Here is a 15462-nt window from a genome sequence, read left to right on the forward strand (position 1 = left end):
CAGTCGATGAAGACGCCCGCAGCCCCGAGAATGGGCCCCCGGAGAGAGAGTCGGACGTGACCGCCGACGTCGCCGGCCTCGAGGACCTGCTGTCCCGGGTGGCCGACGGCGACCGCGGCGCGTTCGCGGAGCTGTACGACCGGACCAGCGCCCGCGTTTACGGGATGGTCATGCGGGTGCTCCGCGACCGGGGCTACAGCGAAGAGGTCACCCAAGAGGTGTACCTGCAGGTGTGGCGGGAGGCGGGCAGCTTCCGCGCCGAGCGTGGCAGCCCGCTGTCATGGCTGCTCACCATCGGGCACCGTCGTGCCGTGGATCGGGTGCGCGCCGAGTCGTCGGCGTCGGATCGGGAATCGCGGTACGGACGCGCTGCGTACGTGGGCGAGACCGACGGCGTGGAGTACGAGGTGCTCACGCGGGAGGAGGCGCGGCGCGCCCGGGACTGCTTCGAGACGCTGACCGACCTGCAGGTCGAGGCGGTCAGCCTGGCCTACTACGACGGGCTGACCTACCGCGAGGTCGCCGACCGGCTCACGGTGGCCCTGCCCACGGTGAAGAGTCGGATTCGCGACGGACTCAAGAGGTTGAGGGGGTGTTTGGGCGGTGATCGATGACTCCGACCTGCACGAACTCGCCGCGGTGTTCGCGCTGGATGCGCTCGACGACGTCGAACGCGCCCGCCTGCTGCGATCGCTTCGCGAGGCCTCGGACGCCGAGCGCGCCGACTTCGACGCCGAGGTCGCCGCGATCCGCGAGGCGATGGCCGACCTCAGCGCGACGACGGCCCTGACCCCGCCGCCCGCCCTGCGGGCGCGGGTGCTCGACGCCGTCGACGCCCGGCCCGCGCGGACCGAGGCGTCCGACCGGAACCGACTGCGGCTGTTCGCCGCGGCCGCGGCGGCGGCCGTGCTGCTCGGGGCCGGCGGCGTGGTGCTGGGCTACACGCTCGGCGGCGACGCGGAACCGGTGAATCAGACCACGGCCGAGCAGGTCTTCGCCGCACCGGATGTGCGCACGACCAGCGGCGAGGTGGCCGGCGGTCGGGCGACCATCACGTACTCGCCTGCGGCCGGGGAGGGCATTCTGGTGATGAATCAGGTTCCACAGCCCGCACCGGGCACCATCTATCAGATGTGGCTGGACGGCCCGGGCGGTCCGCGACTGGCCGGCACCATGTCCGATGCCGACGTCGCGCCGTCGACCACCGCGACCCTGCACGACATGGGCGGCGCCACCGCGGTCACCTTCACCGTCGGCGATGCCGCCACGCCGGACAAGATGATCGGCGAGCCCGTCGCCCGGCTCCCGCTGTCGTGACGCCCGGCTAGGCTGACGAGTATGGAACCCGTATACGACACGGTGATCGGCGCGGCACGCACGCTGTGGCTGGCCCAGGGCCTCAAGTTCAAGATCTCCGGCGTCGAGAACGTGCCGGTGAGCGGGCCGGGCGTGGTGGCGATCAACCACACCGGCTACCTCGACTTCACCCTCGCGGGCATCCCCGCGCACCTTCAGGGGCGGCGCAAGGTTCGCTTCATGGCGAAGAAGGAAGTCTTCGACAACGCGATCGGCGGCCCCATCATGCGGGCCCTGCGGCACATTCCGGTGGACCGCGGCAACGGTGCCGAGAGCTACCAGACGGCCGTCGACTACCTGCGCAGCGGCGAACTGGTGGGCGTCTATCCCGAGGCGACGATCAGCCGGAGTTTCGAGATCAAGGCGTTCAAGTCCGGCGCGGCGCGCATGGCCCTCGATTCCGGGGCTCCGATCATCCCGACGGTGATCTGGGGTGCCCAGCGCATCTGGACCAAGGGGCACCCGAAGGCGCTGGGCCGGAACAACTTCAAGATCGCGATCGGCGTCGCCGAGCCGATTCTGCCCAACGGCTCCGCCGAGGAGATCACCGCGCAGTTGCACGCCTCGATGTCGGCCAAGTTGCTGGAGCTGCAGGACATGTATGCGCAGTGGAATGGTCCGTACCCGGCCGGCGAGTTCTGGGTGCCGGCCCGCTTGGGCGGCGGTGCGCCGACCCTGGCCGAGGCCGACGCCATGGACGCCGCCGATGCCGCTGCCAAAGCCGCCAAGCGCGCCGCGGGTGAGCAGAGCGCCGGAGACGCCTGACGCTGCGGGGCAGTATGGAACCGGTCTATCGGACGCTGCAGCTCATCGCCGGTGCGCTGGTGCGGGCCCAGGGTGTGCGCCGTCGCTATCGAGGACTGGAGAACATCCCCGCCACCGGTGGTTTCGTGCTGGTCCTGAACCACAACAGCTACACCGACTTCCTCGCACCCGGCCTGGGCTTGACCCGGGTGGGGCGGCGCGGACGGTTCCTGGCCAAGTCCGAGCTGACCGACAACGCCATGATGCGGTTCCTGGTGAAGCACACGCGGTCGGTCCCGGTGGATCGTTCGGCGGGGGCCCGGGCCTATCGGACGGCCGTCGACACGCTGCAGGCCGGTCACGCGATCGTGGTGTATCCGGAGGCCACTATCAGCCGCAGCTTCGAGCTGAAGGAGTTCAAGTCCGGGGCGGTGCGGATGGCGGCGGAGGCCGGGGTCCCGGTGGTGCCCGCGGTGCACTGGGGTGCGCAGCGGCAATGGAGCAAGGGCACCCGGCGACGCCTGGGTCATGCGCGGATCCCGGTATACGTGAGCTTCGGCGAGCCGATCGAGTACCCGGCCGCGGTGGACGTGGACCGGGCGACCGAGGAACTGCGTGCGCACATGGCGGTCATGCTGACCGACCTGCAAGAGACCTATCCCGAAGCGCCGGCCGGGGCCGACTGGCTCCCCGCGCGGCTGGGCGGATCGGCGCCGACTCCGGAGTCGGCGTTGATCATCGAAGAAGCCGAAGCGGCCGCGAAGGCGCGTCGACGCGCCGCGAAGGCCGCCGCAGACGAAAGGAAGCGTCGATGACATCGCAACCATGGGGGCCGCCGTCGCTGATCGCCTCCGACGTGGACGGAACGCTGCTCGACGACGCCGAACGCCTGACGTCGCGCACGCGGGCCGCGCTGGAACGCGCACGTGCGGCCGGGGTGGAACTGGTCTTGGCGACGGGACGGCCGCCGCGGTGGATCCCGCAGGTGGCCGATCAGCTCGCCGACTCCTCGGCCGCCGTCCGGTATGCGGTGTGCGCCAACGGCGCGATCGTCTACGACGTCGACGCCGACGAGATCCTGCATGTGAACGCCCTGGCCCCGGAGGTGCTGCGGACGTTGGCCGAGGTGATCGCCGAGCGGCTGCCCGGCGCCGGGCTCGCCGCCGAACGGGTGGGCTCGACGGGCCGGCGTCGCGGCGACGCAGCCAACCCCGAGTTCGTGGCGACCGCGGGCTACGAGCACGCCTGGCTCAATCCCGATCACGTGCAGGTGGGCGACGAGGACCTCTTCGAAGCGCCGGCGGTGAAACTCCTGGCCCGCGTGCCGGGGATGTCCTCGCGCGAGATGGCGCATCGGATCCGTCCGGCGCTGGGCGGCCTGGCCGAGGTGACGTACTCGATCGGCACCGGCCTGATCGAACTCTCCGTCCCGGACATCCACAAGGCCAGCGGCCTGGCGTGGTTGGTGGCCAACAGCGACATCGACGGGCGGGCCCCGATCGCCTTCGGCGACATGCCCAACGACATCGAGATGCTCTCGTGGGCCGGTCTGGGGGTGGCGATGGGGCACGGCGACGAGGCGGCGCTGGCCGCCGCCGACGAAGTGGCGCCACCCAACTACGAGGACGGCCTGGCGCAGGTCCTCGAGCGCTGGTTCTGACCCCGATGTCGCGACCCGTACCTCGTCTCGCCCGCGCTGCAACTCGGCGACACGAAGGATGAGTCGCGACACCCGTCTTGGGGAGGTGCGGGGGCGTCGGCGTGGGGTGTTCGAGGGGTGTTCGATAAGCGTGACCCGGTTGTGACCGTGCCGGGTTGTGTGGGTGGCCTTGTGATCACTACTGTCACATGAGTCCCAGTAATCACACGGGCCACAGACTGCAGCTGGGGTCCCGCGCGAAGAGGTAATGCAGTGCCACTGACCCGACCCGGCCGAGCCAAGAAGCGAACGATCACCTTTGCTGCCCTCGGCCTTGCGCCGTTGCTGGCAGCCGGCGGACTGGCTCTCGGCGGCGGCCAGCTGCTGCCGGAGACGGGTGTCACCTTGAGCGTGAACTCGCCGCTGACCCTGCAGGGCAAGGGCCACGGACACGGTCGCGGCATGGGCCAATGGGGCGCCTACGGCTACGCCAAACAGGGCTGGAATGCCGACAAGATCCTGCGCCACTACTACGGCAACACGACCGCGGGGAAGGTGGACAACCCCGACGTCACCGTCTCGCTCAGCGAACGGAACTCGGTGAATGTCCGCGCGGACGCCGGTGCCAAGGTAGGTGGCCAGACGGTGGCTCCCGGACAGGCAGTGCGCCTGTCCGGGGGCAACGCCACCATCACCGACGGGTGCAACGGTGCCGTCGTCAAGACGGTGCCCGCCCAATGGGTCGAACCGATCCACGCCGGGCCCAATCGGCCCGCGAACGAACTGCTCACCTTCTGCGACGGCGGCAAGTACCGCGGCGCGCTGGGCTTCGGCCCGGACGGGGTGGCCAACAAACTCAACGTCGACGACTACGTCAAGGGCGTCATTCCCAAGGAGTCGGTGCCCGCGTGGGCCGATTCTGGCGGCTTCGAGGCACTCAAGGCGCAGGCGGTGGCGGCGCGTTCCTACGTCCTGGCCGGCCTGGCGTCGGGACGCAAGATGAACAACACCCAGCAGTCGCAGGTGTACCACGGTGTGTCGGGGGAGGACCCGCGCACCAACCGGGCCGCGGATGCGACGGCGGGCCAGGTGCGGATGCGCGGCGGCAAGCCCGCCCTCACCGAGTTCTCGGCGTCCACCGGCGGCTACACCGCGGGCGGCGACTTCCCGGCGGTCCTCGACGAGGGCGATCGTGTCTCTCCGAACCACCGCTGGACCGCGACGGTCAGCCCGGGCAGCATCGCCTCGGCGTTCGGGGTCGGCGCGCTGCGCAGCTTCGAGGTGATCGAGGCCAACGGTCTCGGCGAGGGCAGCGGCCGGGTGGGCAAGGTCCGCGTGGTCGGCAGCAACCGGACCGTGGAGGCCACCGGCGACGAGGTGCGGCAGAAGCTGCAGCTCAAGTCCGACTGGTTCTCGGTGGTCGGGCAGAAGAGCATGCCGAAGATCGTCAAGCCGCCGATGGGTCCGGCCACGCCGGGTGGCGGCGGCCTGCTGGACTTCCTGGATCTGAGCCCGCTCACCTCGCTGATGTCCGGTGACCTGCCGGATCTCTCGGCCCTCGGGCTCAGCGAGTTCAGCGATGTGACCGGTCAGCTGACCCCGCTCATCGAGCAGATGATCACCGCCGGTCTGGGCATCCTCGGCGCCAAGCAGGTGGCGTTGGATCGTAGCGACAACTCGCAGGGTTCGTTGGGCACGGTGGCCAAGGATCGCAGCGACAACTCGCAGGGTTCGCTGGGCACGGTGGCCAAGGATCGCAGCGACAACTCGCAGGGATCGACGGGCACGGTGGCCAAGCCGGAACTCGTGGTCGACGGCAAGGGCATGCACGGACTGGTGCAGGTGCTGGAGAACGGCGTGATCTACTACAGTCCGCTGACCGGGGCCAAGGCGTTGCTGGGTGAGGCGTTCACCGACTTCCTCAACCGAGGCGGCCTCGCGGTCCTGGGCTTCCCGACCGCCGACGCGCTCGGCTGAGCACTTCGACGCACAACCCCTCACTCCCTCGCCCGGCATCGGGCGGGGGAGTGATCTTTCTCCGGTACCGCCCCACGCCGCGCCTTGGTCAACACTCAGGTTCGGTCGGATAACCTGAACAGTTGTGACCGATAACAGTGCCTACGACCTGATCGTGGTCGGATCCGGATTCTTCGGCCTGACCGTGGCCGAGCGGGCCGCAACCCAGCTCGGCAAGCGCGTTCTCGTCGTCGAACGACGCAACCACCTCGGTGGCAACGCCTACTCCGAAGCCGAGCCGACCACCGGCATCGAGGTGCACAAGTACGGTGCGCACCTTTTCCACACGTCCAACCAGCGGGTGTGGGACTACGTCAACCAGTTCACCTCGTTCACCGGCTACCAGCATCGCGTGTTCTGCATGCACGACGGCCAGGCCTACCAGTTCCCGATGGGTCTGGGCCTGGTGGCGCAGTTCTTCGGCCGGTACTACAGCCCCGACGAGGCGCGGGCCTTGATCGCCGAACAGGCCAGCGAGATCGCCACCGCCGACGCGACCAACCTGGAAGAGAAGGCGATCAGCCTGATCGGTCGGCCCCTGTACGAGGCGTTCATCAAGCATTACACCGCCAAGCAGTGGCAGACCGACCCGAAGAACCTGCCCGCAGGCAACATCACCCGGCTGCCGGTGCGCTACAACTTCGACAACCGCTACTTCAGCGACACCTACGAGGGTCTGCCCGTCGACGGCTACACCGCCTGGCTGGAGAACATGGCCGCCGACGAGAAGATCACCGTCCGGCTCGACACCGACTGGTTCGACGTGCGCGACGAACTGCGCACGGCCAACCCGTCCGCGCCGGTGGTCTACACCGGCCCGCTGGACCGTTACTTCGACTACGCGGCCGGCGATCTGGGCTGGCGCACCCTGGACTTCGAGCTCGAGGTCCTCGACACCGGCGACTTCCAGGGCACCCCGGTGATGAACTACAACGACGGCGACGTGCCGTTCACGCGGATCCACGAGTTCCGCCACTTCCACCCCGAGCGCACCGAGTACCCCACCGACAAGACCGTCATCATGCGCGAGTTCAGTCGGTTCGCCGGTACCGACGACGAGCCCTACTACCCGATCAACACCCCCGAGGATCGGGAACGCCTCGGCGCCTACCGCGACCTGGCCAAGACCGAGACGGCCGAGCGGGGAGTGCTCTTCGGTGGACGCCTGGGCACCTACCAGTACCTCGATATGCACATGGCCATCGCCAGTGCGCTGACCATGTTCGACAACACGCTGGCCCCGCACCTGCGTGACGGCGCGCCGCTGGCGGGTCGACCCGACGCGGACTGACGGAGCACGATAGATGAGTTCAACCGACCTTGCCGGGGCCGACAGCCGAGCGACCTCCCTGCTGCAGCGCGTGATCTTCCCCCGACCGGGTGAGCCGCTGGACGTGCGCTCGCTGTACCTGGTCGAATCCGACCGCAACGAGGCGCGCGCCCACGCCCCCGACCGCACCAGCGTGCGGCTGGGCGGCGAGTCCGAGGTCAGCTTCGCCACCTACTTCAACGCCTTCGCCGCCTCCTACTGGCGCCGCTGGACCGTCCTGAAGTCGGTGGTGCTGCGCGTTGAGGTGATCGGCAATGCGCGGGTGGATCTGTACCGGTCCAAGATCGACGGCTCGCGCATCGCCATCGGCGGCGACCTGGTGCTTCTCGATGCCGACGGGCGCGGCGTCTTCGAGTACGAGACCGACCTGGGGCCATTCGAGGACGGCGGCTGGATCTGGTTCGACGTCACCACCACCGAGGCCACCGAGATCGTGGCCGCGGGCTGGTACGCGCCCACCGAACCCCCGGAGGGGGCGGGCTCGCCCAACGTGACCGTGGGCATCCCGACCTTCAACAGGCCCACCGACGCCGTGGCCGCGCTGGCCGCGCTCACCTCGGACCCGATGGTCGACGCCGTCGTCGACGCGGTGATCATGCCGGACCAGGGCACCCGCAAGGTGGTCGACGAGCCCGGTTACACCGAGGCCGCCGCCGCTCTCGGTGATCGCTTGCACATCTTCGACCAGGGCAACCTGGGCGGTTCCGGCGGCTACTCGCGCATCATGTTCGAGGCGCTGCGGCTCACCGACAGCCCGTACGTCCTGTACATGGACGACGACATCATGATCGAGCCGGACTCGATCCTGCGCGCCCTGGCCATGTCCCGCTTCGCGAAGAAGCCGATGCTGGTCGGCGGCCAGATGTTGAACCTGCAGGACCGTAGTCACCTGCACTGCATGGGCGAGGTGATCGACCGGCACCGCTTCATGTGGACCGCGGCGCCGTTCGTCGAATACGACCACGACTTCGCCAAGTACCCGCTCAGCGATCGGGACAACTCCAAGAACCTGCACCGGCGGATCGACGTCGACGGCAACGGTTGGTGGATGTGCATGATCCCGCGCGTGGCCGCGCAGGAGATCGGTCTGCCGCTGCCGCTGTTCATCAAGTGGGACGACTGGGAGTACGCGCTGCGTGCGGACCGTGCCGGGTATCCGACGGCCACCGTCCCCGGTATCGCGATCTGGCATATGGCCTGGTCGGACAAGGACGACGCCATCGACTGGCAGGCCTACTTCCACCTGCGCAACCGGCTGGTGGTGGCCTCGCTGTACACCGACGGCCCGGTCACCGGCATCCTGAGCTCGCACGCGAAGGCCACCGCCAAGCACTTGCTGTGCCTGGAGTACTCGACGGTCGCCATCCAGAACGAGGCCATGCGGGACTTCCTGGCCGGCCCGTTCCACATCCGGGAGATCCTGCCGACCGCGCTGGGCAAGATCGCCGAGATGCGCAAGGCCTATCCCGACGCGGTGGTGCTGCCGTCGGCGGAGGATCTGCCGCGGACCACGGGCGAGGCCACGCACCTCGGGGTGAACGAGCCCACCGGCGCCGTCGCCAAGGTCAAGGCCCTGCTCGGGGCCGTGGTGAACAACGCGCGCCCGGCCGATCCGCGCCACCACGAGGTGCCGCAGGCCAACTACCCGCCGGTGGAGGCCCGATGGTTCTCGCTGGGCCGGGTGGACGGGGTGACCGTGACCACTGCGGACGGCCGCGGCGTGGTGTACCGCCAGCGCGATCGGGACAAGATGCTCGAACTCGCCAAGGAATCGGCACGCCTGCAGAAGGAACTGCGCGACCGGTTCGACGAGATGCGCGCGCAGTACCGCGCCGCACACGAGGAATTGGGCAGCAAGGAGAGTTGGGCACGTGTCTACGGAATCGACTGATCCGATGATCGACGACGCCGACCGCGCGCCGCGCGGGGAGGAGCTGATCCTCATCGGCGTGCAGGCGGCACTGGCCGGGCGTCCCGGCGTGCTGCCGGCGGCCCGCGGCCTCAGCCACCTCGGCGAACACGCCCTCGGCTGGATGGGGCTGGCCGCGGCCGGCGCTCTCGTCGCCGCCCGCGCGGGCGACGACGAGCGCAAGCGCAAGTACATCGAGGCCGGCGTCGGCGCCTTCGGCGCGCACGCGGCGTCGGTGGTCATCAAGCGCATCGTGCGGCGCCGCCGTCCGCACCACCCGCAGATCACCGTCGGCGTCAGCACACCGAGCAAGCTGAGCTTCCCGTCGAGCCACGCCACGTCGACCACCGCGGCCGCGGTTCTGCTCGGCCGCGCGGCCGGGTTGCCCCCGGCGGCGCTGCCCGCCGCGCTCGTCGCCCCCATGCTGCTGTCTCGCCTCGTACTCGGCGTCCATTACCCTTCCGATGTAGCGGCGGGTGCGCTGATCGGTGCGGCGAGCGCCGGCGCGGTGATCGCGGCAGACAAGCTTTACATCGATCGGCTCGCGCCGTCGGCGTCGAACAAGTGAGGAACAGCAGATGAGCGAGGAGCCGATCGAGGGCCCGGTCACCGGACCGCCGAAGAATCTGGCCACCGGCCTGATCAAGGCGCTGCGCCCCCGTCAGTGGGTGAAGAACGTCCTGGTGCTGGCGGCGCCGTTGGCCGCGGGCACCGACTCGCTGACCGACGCCGCCAAGATGGGCAACGTGGGCATCGCCTTCGTGGCCTTCTGCCTGGCGGCCTCGTCGATCTACCTGGTCAACGACGCGCTGGACGTGGACGCCGACCGCGCCCACCCGACCAAGCGGTTCCGCCCGATCGCCGCCGGTGTGGTCCCGGTGAACCTGGCGTACGTGCTGTCGCTGGTGCTGATGGCCGGAGCGGTGGGCATCAGCTTCCTGGCGAACTGGCAGACCGCCGCGACCATCGGCGTGTACCTGGTGGTGCAGCTCGGCTACTGCTTCGGGCTCAAGCACCAGGCCGTGGTGGACATCTGCATCGTCTCCTCGGGCTTCCTGCTGCGCGCGATCGCCGGCGGTGTGGCCGCCGACATCGATCTGTCGAGCTGGTTCCTGCTGGTGATGGCCTTCGGTTCGCTGTTCATGGCCGCGGGCAAGCGGTACGCGGAACTGCAGCTGGCCGAACGCACCGGCGCCAAGATCCGCAAGTCGCTCGAGTACTACACCACCACCTACCTGCGGTTCGTGTGGACGCTGTCGGCCACGGCCGTCGTCCTCTGCTACGGCCTGTGGGCCTTCGACGGCCAGCACAGCCAGAACGTCTGGTACGCCATCTCGATGGTGCCGTTCACCGTCGCGATCCTGCGCTACGCGGTCGACGTCGACGGCGGTTCGGCCGGCGAGCCGGAGGAGATCGCCCTGGGCGACCGGATTCTCCAGTTCCTCGCGATCGCGTGGGTCGTCTTCGTCGCGGTCGCCGTCTATGGCTGACGACGTCGACTCGCGCAGCGCGACCGACGGCGGGACCCGCCGTCGGTGGCGCGGTGACCGGCGCCTGCTGGCGCCGGGACTGAGCTGGCTCATCGGCACCGTGCTGGTCACGGTGTTCTTCGCGATCGGTGCCTGGCAGCGGCGATGGATCGCCGACGACGGCCTGATCGTGCTGCGCACGATCCGGAACCTGTACGCGGGCAACGGTCCGGTGTTCAACGCGGGCGAGCGGGTGGAGGCCAACACCTCCACCGCGTGGACCTATCTGCTGGCCTTCTGGGGCTGGGTGACCGGCGGTCAGCTGGAGTACGTGGTGCTGTGGGTGGCTCTGGTCCTCTCGGTCGCCGCGATCCCCATCGCCATGTACGGCACGGCGCGGCTGTACGGCAACCGATTCCTGGGTGCGGGTTCGGCCGCCAAGAGCATCACCCTGCTGCTGCCGCTCGGCTCGATCGTCTACATCGCCCTGCCTCCGGCCCGCGACTTCGCCACCAGCGGCCTGGAGAACGGGCTGGTGATCTTCTGGATCGCCTGCCTGTGGTGTCTGTTCCTGGCCTGGGCGATGCGCGACCGCGAACGGACCGACGTCCGCGCGAAGGCCGCCTTCCTCTTCCTAGCGTTCTTCGCCGGCCTGGCCCCGCTGATCCGTCCGGAGATCACCATCCTCGGCGGGCTGGTGCTCCTGGTGCTCTTCTGCGCCCCCATCGGCTGGCGGATGCGCGTGTCGATGGTCGTGGTGGCCGCGGCCGTCCCGGTGGGCTACCAGATCTTCCGGATGGGCTACTACGCCATCCTGGTGCCGCACCCGGCGATCGCCAAGGACGCCAGCGGCGCCAAGTGGGGTCAGGGCTTCACCTATCTGGGCAATCTCTTCGGGCCGTACACGCTGCTGCTGCCGGTGATCCTGGCGGTGCTGGTGGCCGCCGTGATCGTGGCCACGCGGGTGCGCAGCCACGATCCGGCGCAGATCGACCCGCACGCGCACATCGCCGACGACATCCCGGACATCATGGAGCCGGTCGCTTCGCGGCCACGGAACCTGGCCGCCCGGTGGGTCGACTTCCAGGCGCGGCTGCAGCAGCCGAGCACGGTGGTCATCACCGTCGCGACCGCGGGAGCGCTGCTCACGCTGTACTGGCTGCGACAGGGCGGCGACTTCATGCACGGCCGCGTCCTGCTGGCCCCGCTGTTCATCCTGTTGCTGCCGCTGATGGTGGTGCCGGCGACGATCCCGATGAGTGCGCGCTCGGCGCTGGCGCGGTGGCGCCTGGCCGCGGCCGGGTTCATCATCCTGGTGGTCGGCGGCACGGTCTGGTGGGCCGCGGCGATCTCGCAGAACGTCCTCTCCGACGCGGGCATGGACATCGGTCGCGACGGCATCGTCGACGAGCGGCGCTTCTACGTGGCCAACATGGCCAACGAGAACCCGATCACCGCCGAGGACTATCTGGACTATCCGCGAATGCGCGCCATGATGGAGCGCATCGAGGAACTCGATGGCAAGGGCGGCATCATCCTGCCCTCGGGCAACTACGACGAGTGGTACGTGGCGCAGCTGCGGAACAATCTGCCCGAGGACAAGCAGCACCAGACCACCCTGTACTTCCTGAACCTGGGCATGACGGGCATGAACGCCCCGCTCGACGTCCGGGTGATCGATCAGATGGGCCTGGCTTATCCGCTGGCGGCGCACACCGAGCGGCTGACCGACGGCCGCATCGGCCACGACAAGAATCTGCCGACGGCGTGGGTGATCGCGGAGACCGGTGGGGTGTCCGGTGGGCCCGGGTTGCCGGGCTACATCGATCCGTTGGAGGTGCGACAGGCCAATGTGGCACTTACGTGCCCCATGACGCAGGCGCGCTTCGCCTCGTACAAGGACACCTGGTCGTTCGCGCGTTTCCGGCACAATCTGCGGCAGGCCTTCGATTTCAACGGCTACCGGATCGTGCGGCAGCCGGAGTACGAGATCCTGCGGTGCGGACTGGATCCGGTCGACGTGAAGCCGAGGTGACCTGTGTCACCGAGTGGGCATTTTCTGTCTCGAAACGGTAACGTCACCCCTCGACCGCTCGATGGTATTGATAGCGAACGACTGCGCGTGTGACGCATGCGTATAGTCATTCGCCGCCGATGCCAAGCACCGACATCGTGATCCAGATCACTATTTTGGAGTGCGGCGAATGGGGCGGATAGGCTTCCGTCAATCCGGTTACGGGTGTGGCGTGTGTCAAGTCAGGGGACCTCTGGCACGGACGAGACGGATGTTGGACCTGAGAAGGGCCTGACAGCCGCGTAAGCGAAGGAAGAGAGCAGTAATGCGTGAAGCTAAGAGGAAGCCGTGGCGGGGCCGTCGCCTGACAGCGGTCCTGATCGCCGCGGCGACCACCGTCGGTCTGATCGGCACCACGGTCGGTACCGGCGAGGCCAGCGCGGCCGTCGGCAAGACCTACTGGACTGACTCCTGCGGGATGCCCACCAACGGCGCCTTCGGCAACAAGTCGATGAACCCCGGCAAGGTGAAGGTCCGCATCTGGTCCAAGCCCGGCAACCGTCGCACCGTCATCATGCTCGACGGCATGCGCGCTGAGTACGGCACCAGCGGCTGGGAGCAGCAGACCAACATCCAGCGTCTGGCCGACCGCGGCGTGAACGTGGTCGAGCCGATCGGTGGCCCGGCGAGCTTCTACACCAACTGGGATGCGCCCTCGAACTTCAACAACCAGAAGCGCACCTACAAGTGGGGCTGCGTCATCACGCGCCTGGCGCAGAACCTGCGCAAGGGCACCGCGGGTGTCCCGCGGCTCGCGACCAAGAACGGCAAGTTCGCGATCATGGGCATCTCGTCCGGCGGTAACGCCGCACTGACCCACGCCGCGCAGCGTCGCGATCTGTTCTACGCGGCCGCCTCGCTCTCGGGCTACAACTACCTGACCGCGCCGGGCATGCGCACCATGCTGCGCGTGGCCATGCTGGACGTCGCGCCGGCTCCCTGGAACGTCGATTCGATGTGGGGCCCGCCGTGGAGCCCGCGTTGGCCGCAGAACGACCCCTTCATGCTGATCAACCGGATGCACGGCCTGAAGCTGTACATCGGTTCCGGCAACGGCCTGTTCGGCAAGTACAACTACCCGCAGAACGTCGGCGACGACCTGTTCAAGGGCACCCCGCTGGAGATCCTGGCGCTGACGCAGGCGCTGGCCTTCGAGGGCGGCGCTCGCCTGCAGGGCCTGAACCCCATGACCTACTACGCCAACGGCACCCACGCGTGGGGCTACTGGCAGGACATGGTGTGGAACGCGCACAGCCGCGGGTTCTTCAACTGAGCCGGTGACCGTGGCTAAGCAACATTAGTCACACAATTCACATGCGCCACAGCGTGGCGTACGGACATCGAGGCGCTCCACGTGTACAAAAGCACGTGGAGCGCCTCGCATCGTTGTGTGGGCGATCCGCGTGAGCACAGCGAACGGGGTCCGCGATGGGCGCAGTGAAGGAGCAGGACGTGGCGATGTGGCGTAGGGCGACGAGGCGATCGGTGACCGGTCGCCGATCCCGGCTCCGGACGACCGCGGTGGCGGCCGCGACGACGGCGGCCATGCTGCTGCCCGTCGCCGGTCCGGTCGGTGCCGAGCCGTCCCCGGCGGCGCCCGCACCCGCCGATCGCCCGGCTGCCCCGGCCCCGGCCGCGCCGGCCCCCGCTCCGGCGGCTCGGGTCACCAAGACCTTCTGGTACGACAGCCATCGGGTGGCGCTGTGGGTGTTCTCCCCGGCGATGAAGCAGGAGATCCAGGTGCAGTTGCTCCTGGCGCGCGACTGGTTCTCCAAGCCGCGCGACAAGTTCCCCCAGCTGCTCACCCTCGACGGACTCCGGGCGCAGGACGATCAGAGCGGCTGGGTCCTCAACACCGACATCCAGCGCTTCTACCAGGACAAGAACGTCAACGTGGTGCTGCCGATCGGCGGCGAGTCGAGTTTCTACACCGACTGGAAAGAGCCGGACCGCGGCAAGAACTACCAGTGGGAGACCTTCCTCATCCGGGAGCTGACCCCGCTGCTGCAGGACCAGTGGCGCTCGACGGACGTGCGCGGAGTCCAGGGCCTGTCCATGGGCGGCACCGCCGCGATGATGCTGGCCGCGCGCAACCCCGGCTTCTTCAAGTTCGCCGCGTCGTACTCCGGCATCCTGCAGTTGACCTCCTACGGCATGCCCCAGGCGATTCAGTTCGCGCTGCGGGACGGCGGCGGCTACGACTCGATGAAGATGTTCGGCCCGCCCAGCGATCCGGCCTGGGCCGAGCACGACCCGTACCTGCTCGTCGACAAGCTCCGCGGCACCAGCCTGTACATCTCCTCGGGCAACGGCGTCGTCGGCCCGCACGACAGCCCCAGCGAGCTGCCGCTGCTGGCCACCAACTACTCCGGCGTCGGCCTCGAGGTGCTGGCCCGCTCCACCAGCCAGCAGTTCGCCACCAAGCTGAACAAGGAAGGCATTCCGGCGCAGGCCGTGTACCGGGCCTCCGGCACGCACACCTGGCCGTACTGGGAGTTCGAGATGAAGCAGGCCTGGCCGCAGGCCGCCAGCGCCCTGGGTCTGTCCGGTGACCGGGTCGACTGCAAGGTGGGCCCGGCGTTCAAGAAGGCCAAGCAGCTCCGCGGTCTCAACGGCTGCCTCACCGCGCAGTACCCGATTCCGGGCGGACACGCGCAGGACTTCCGCGACGGACGGATCTTCACCGGACCGGACGGTCCGAAGGTGGTTGCCGGCGCCATCGGCGGTGCCTATGTGACGGCCTTCGATCGCCTGGGGCTGCCCACGAGCGACGAGCGCACCACGCGTGACGGCAAGGTGAAGTACAACACCTTCCAGCGCGGCAAGATCACCTGGACTCCGCAGGGCGGAGCGCGGGTGGAAGCCAAGCCGTGAGTCAGGTCACCGTCGAGTGTGATAATCGGCTGAGTTTCTGCCGTGTTTATG

The 15462-nt window shown here is 68.7% G+C and carries 13 protein-coding genes; all 13 read left to right on the forward strand.

The window, feature by feature from the left end:
- The first annotated feature begins 56 nt into the window (after positions 1-56).
- The 13 genes from sigK (at position 57) to ACFFJD_RS15270 (ending at position 15411) form a co-directional block, all read left to right on the forward strand.
- Positions 57-614, forward strand: a complete 558-nt coding sequence (gene sigK, locus ACFFJD_RS15210) for an ECF RNA polymerase sigma factor SigK (RefSeq protein WP_382365651.1) — start codon at positions 57-59, stop codon at positions 612-614.
- Positions 604-1317 carry an anti-sigma factor gene (locus ACFFJD_RS15215; protein ID WP_382365653.1) on the forward strand — a complete coding sequence of 238 codons (714 nt, stop codon included), beginning with the start codon at positions 604-606 and terminating at the stop codon, positions 1315-1317. The genes sigK and ACFFJD_RS15215 overlap by 11 nt, the downstream gene beginning before the upstream one ends.
- Before the next feature lie 21 nt (positions 1318-1338).
- Positions 1339-2121 carry a lysophospholipid acyltransferase family protein gene (locus ACFFJD_RS15220; RefSeq protein WP_382365655.1) on the forward strand — a complete coding sequence of 261 codons (783 nt, stop codon included), beginning with the start codon at positions 1339-1341 and terminating at the stop codon, positions 2119-2121.
- 14 nt (positions 2122-2135) lie between these two features.
- Positions 2136-2915 carry a lysophospholipid acyltransferase family protein gene (locus tag ACFFJD_RS15225; protein WP_382365657.1) on the forward strand — a complete coding sequence of 260 codons (780 nt, stop codon included), beginning with the start codon at positions 2136-2138 and terminating at the stop codon, positions 2913-2915.
- Positions 2912-3760 carry an HAD-IIB family hydrolase gene (locus tag ACFFJD_RS15230; protein WP_382365659.1) on the forward strand — a complete coding sequence of 283 codons (849 nt, stop codon included), beginning with the start codon at positions 2912-2914 and terminating at the stop codon, positions 3758-3760. The genes ACFFJD_RS15225 and ACFFJD_RS15230 overlap by 4 nt, the downstream gene beginning before the upstream one ends.
- Before the next feature lie 252 nt (positions 3761-4012).
- The gene (locus tag ACFFJD_RS15235) at positions 4013-5716 is read left to right on the forward strand and encodes a SpoIID/LytB domain-containing protein (RefSeq protein ID WP_382365661.1); all 1704 of its coding nucleotides are present in this window, start codon (positions 4013-4015) and stop codon (positions 5714-5716) included.
- Positions 5717-5840: 124 nt separating this feature from the next.
- Positions 5841-7046 carry a UDP-galactopyranose mutase gene (glf, locus tag ACFFJD_RS15240; RefSeq protein WP_382365663.1) on the forward strand — a complete coding sequence of 402 codons (1206 nt, stop codon included), beginning with the start codon at positions 5841-5843 and terminating at the stop codon, positions 7044-7046.
- A gap of 13 nt (positions 7047-7059) precedes the next feature.
- Positions 7060-8976, forward strand: a complete 1917-nt coding sequence (locus tag ACFFJD_RS15245; protein WP_382365665.1) for a glycosyltransferase — start codon at positions 7060-7062, stop codon at positions 8974-8976.
- Positions 8957-9562: a phosphatase PAP2 family protein gene (locus ACFFJD_RS15250; RefSeq protein ID WP_382365667.1), complete on the forward strand. Its 606-nt coding sequence runs from the start codon at positions 8957-8959 to the stop codon at positions 9560-9562. Before ACFFJD_RS15245 ends, ACFFJD_RS15250 begins: the two co-directional genes overlap by 20 nt.
- A gap of 10 nt (positions 9563-9572) precedes the next feature.
- Positions 9573-10484 (forward strand): decaprenyl-phosphate phosphoribosyltransferase, encoded by a 912-nt coding sequence (locus tag ACFFJD_RS15255; RefSeq protein ID WP_382365669.1) that lies wholly within the window; start codon positions 9573-9575, stop codon positions 10482-10484.
- Positions 10477-12498 carry an arabinofuranosyltransferase AftB family protein gene (locus tag ACFFJD_RS15260; RefSeq protein WP_382365671.1) on the forward strand — a complete coding sequence of 674 codons (2022 nt, stop codon included), beginning with the start codon at positions 10477-10479 and terminating at the stop codon, positions 12496-12498. The genes ACFFJD_RS15255 and ACFFJD_RS15260 overlap by 8 nt, the downstream gene beginning before the upstream one ends.
- A gap of 304 nt (positions 12499-12802) precedes the next feature.
- Complete coding sequence (locus ACFFJD_RS15265) at positions 12803-13810, forward strand: alpha/beta hydrolase (protein WP_382365673.1); 1008 nt, start codon at positions 12803-12805, stop codon at positions 13808-13810.
- 185 nt (positions 13811-13995) lie between these two features.
- Positions 13996-15411: an alpha/beta hydrolase-fold protein gene (locus tag ACFFJD_RS15270; protein WP_382365740.1), complete on the forward strand. Its 1416-nt coding sequence runs from the start codon at positions 13996-13998 to the stop codon at positions 15409-15411.
- The last annotated feature ends 51 nt before the right edge of the window (positions 15412-15462 follow it).

The sequence above is a fragment of the Gordonia phosphorivorans genome (genome assembly GCF_042432625.1).
Taxonomy (GTDB): domain Bacteria; phylum Actinomycetota; class Actinomycetes; order Mycobacteriales; family Mycobacteriaceae; genus Gordonia; species Gordonia phosphorivorans.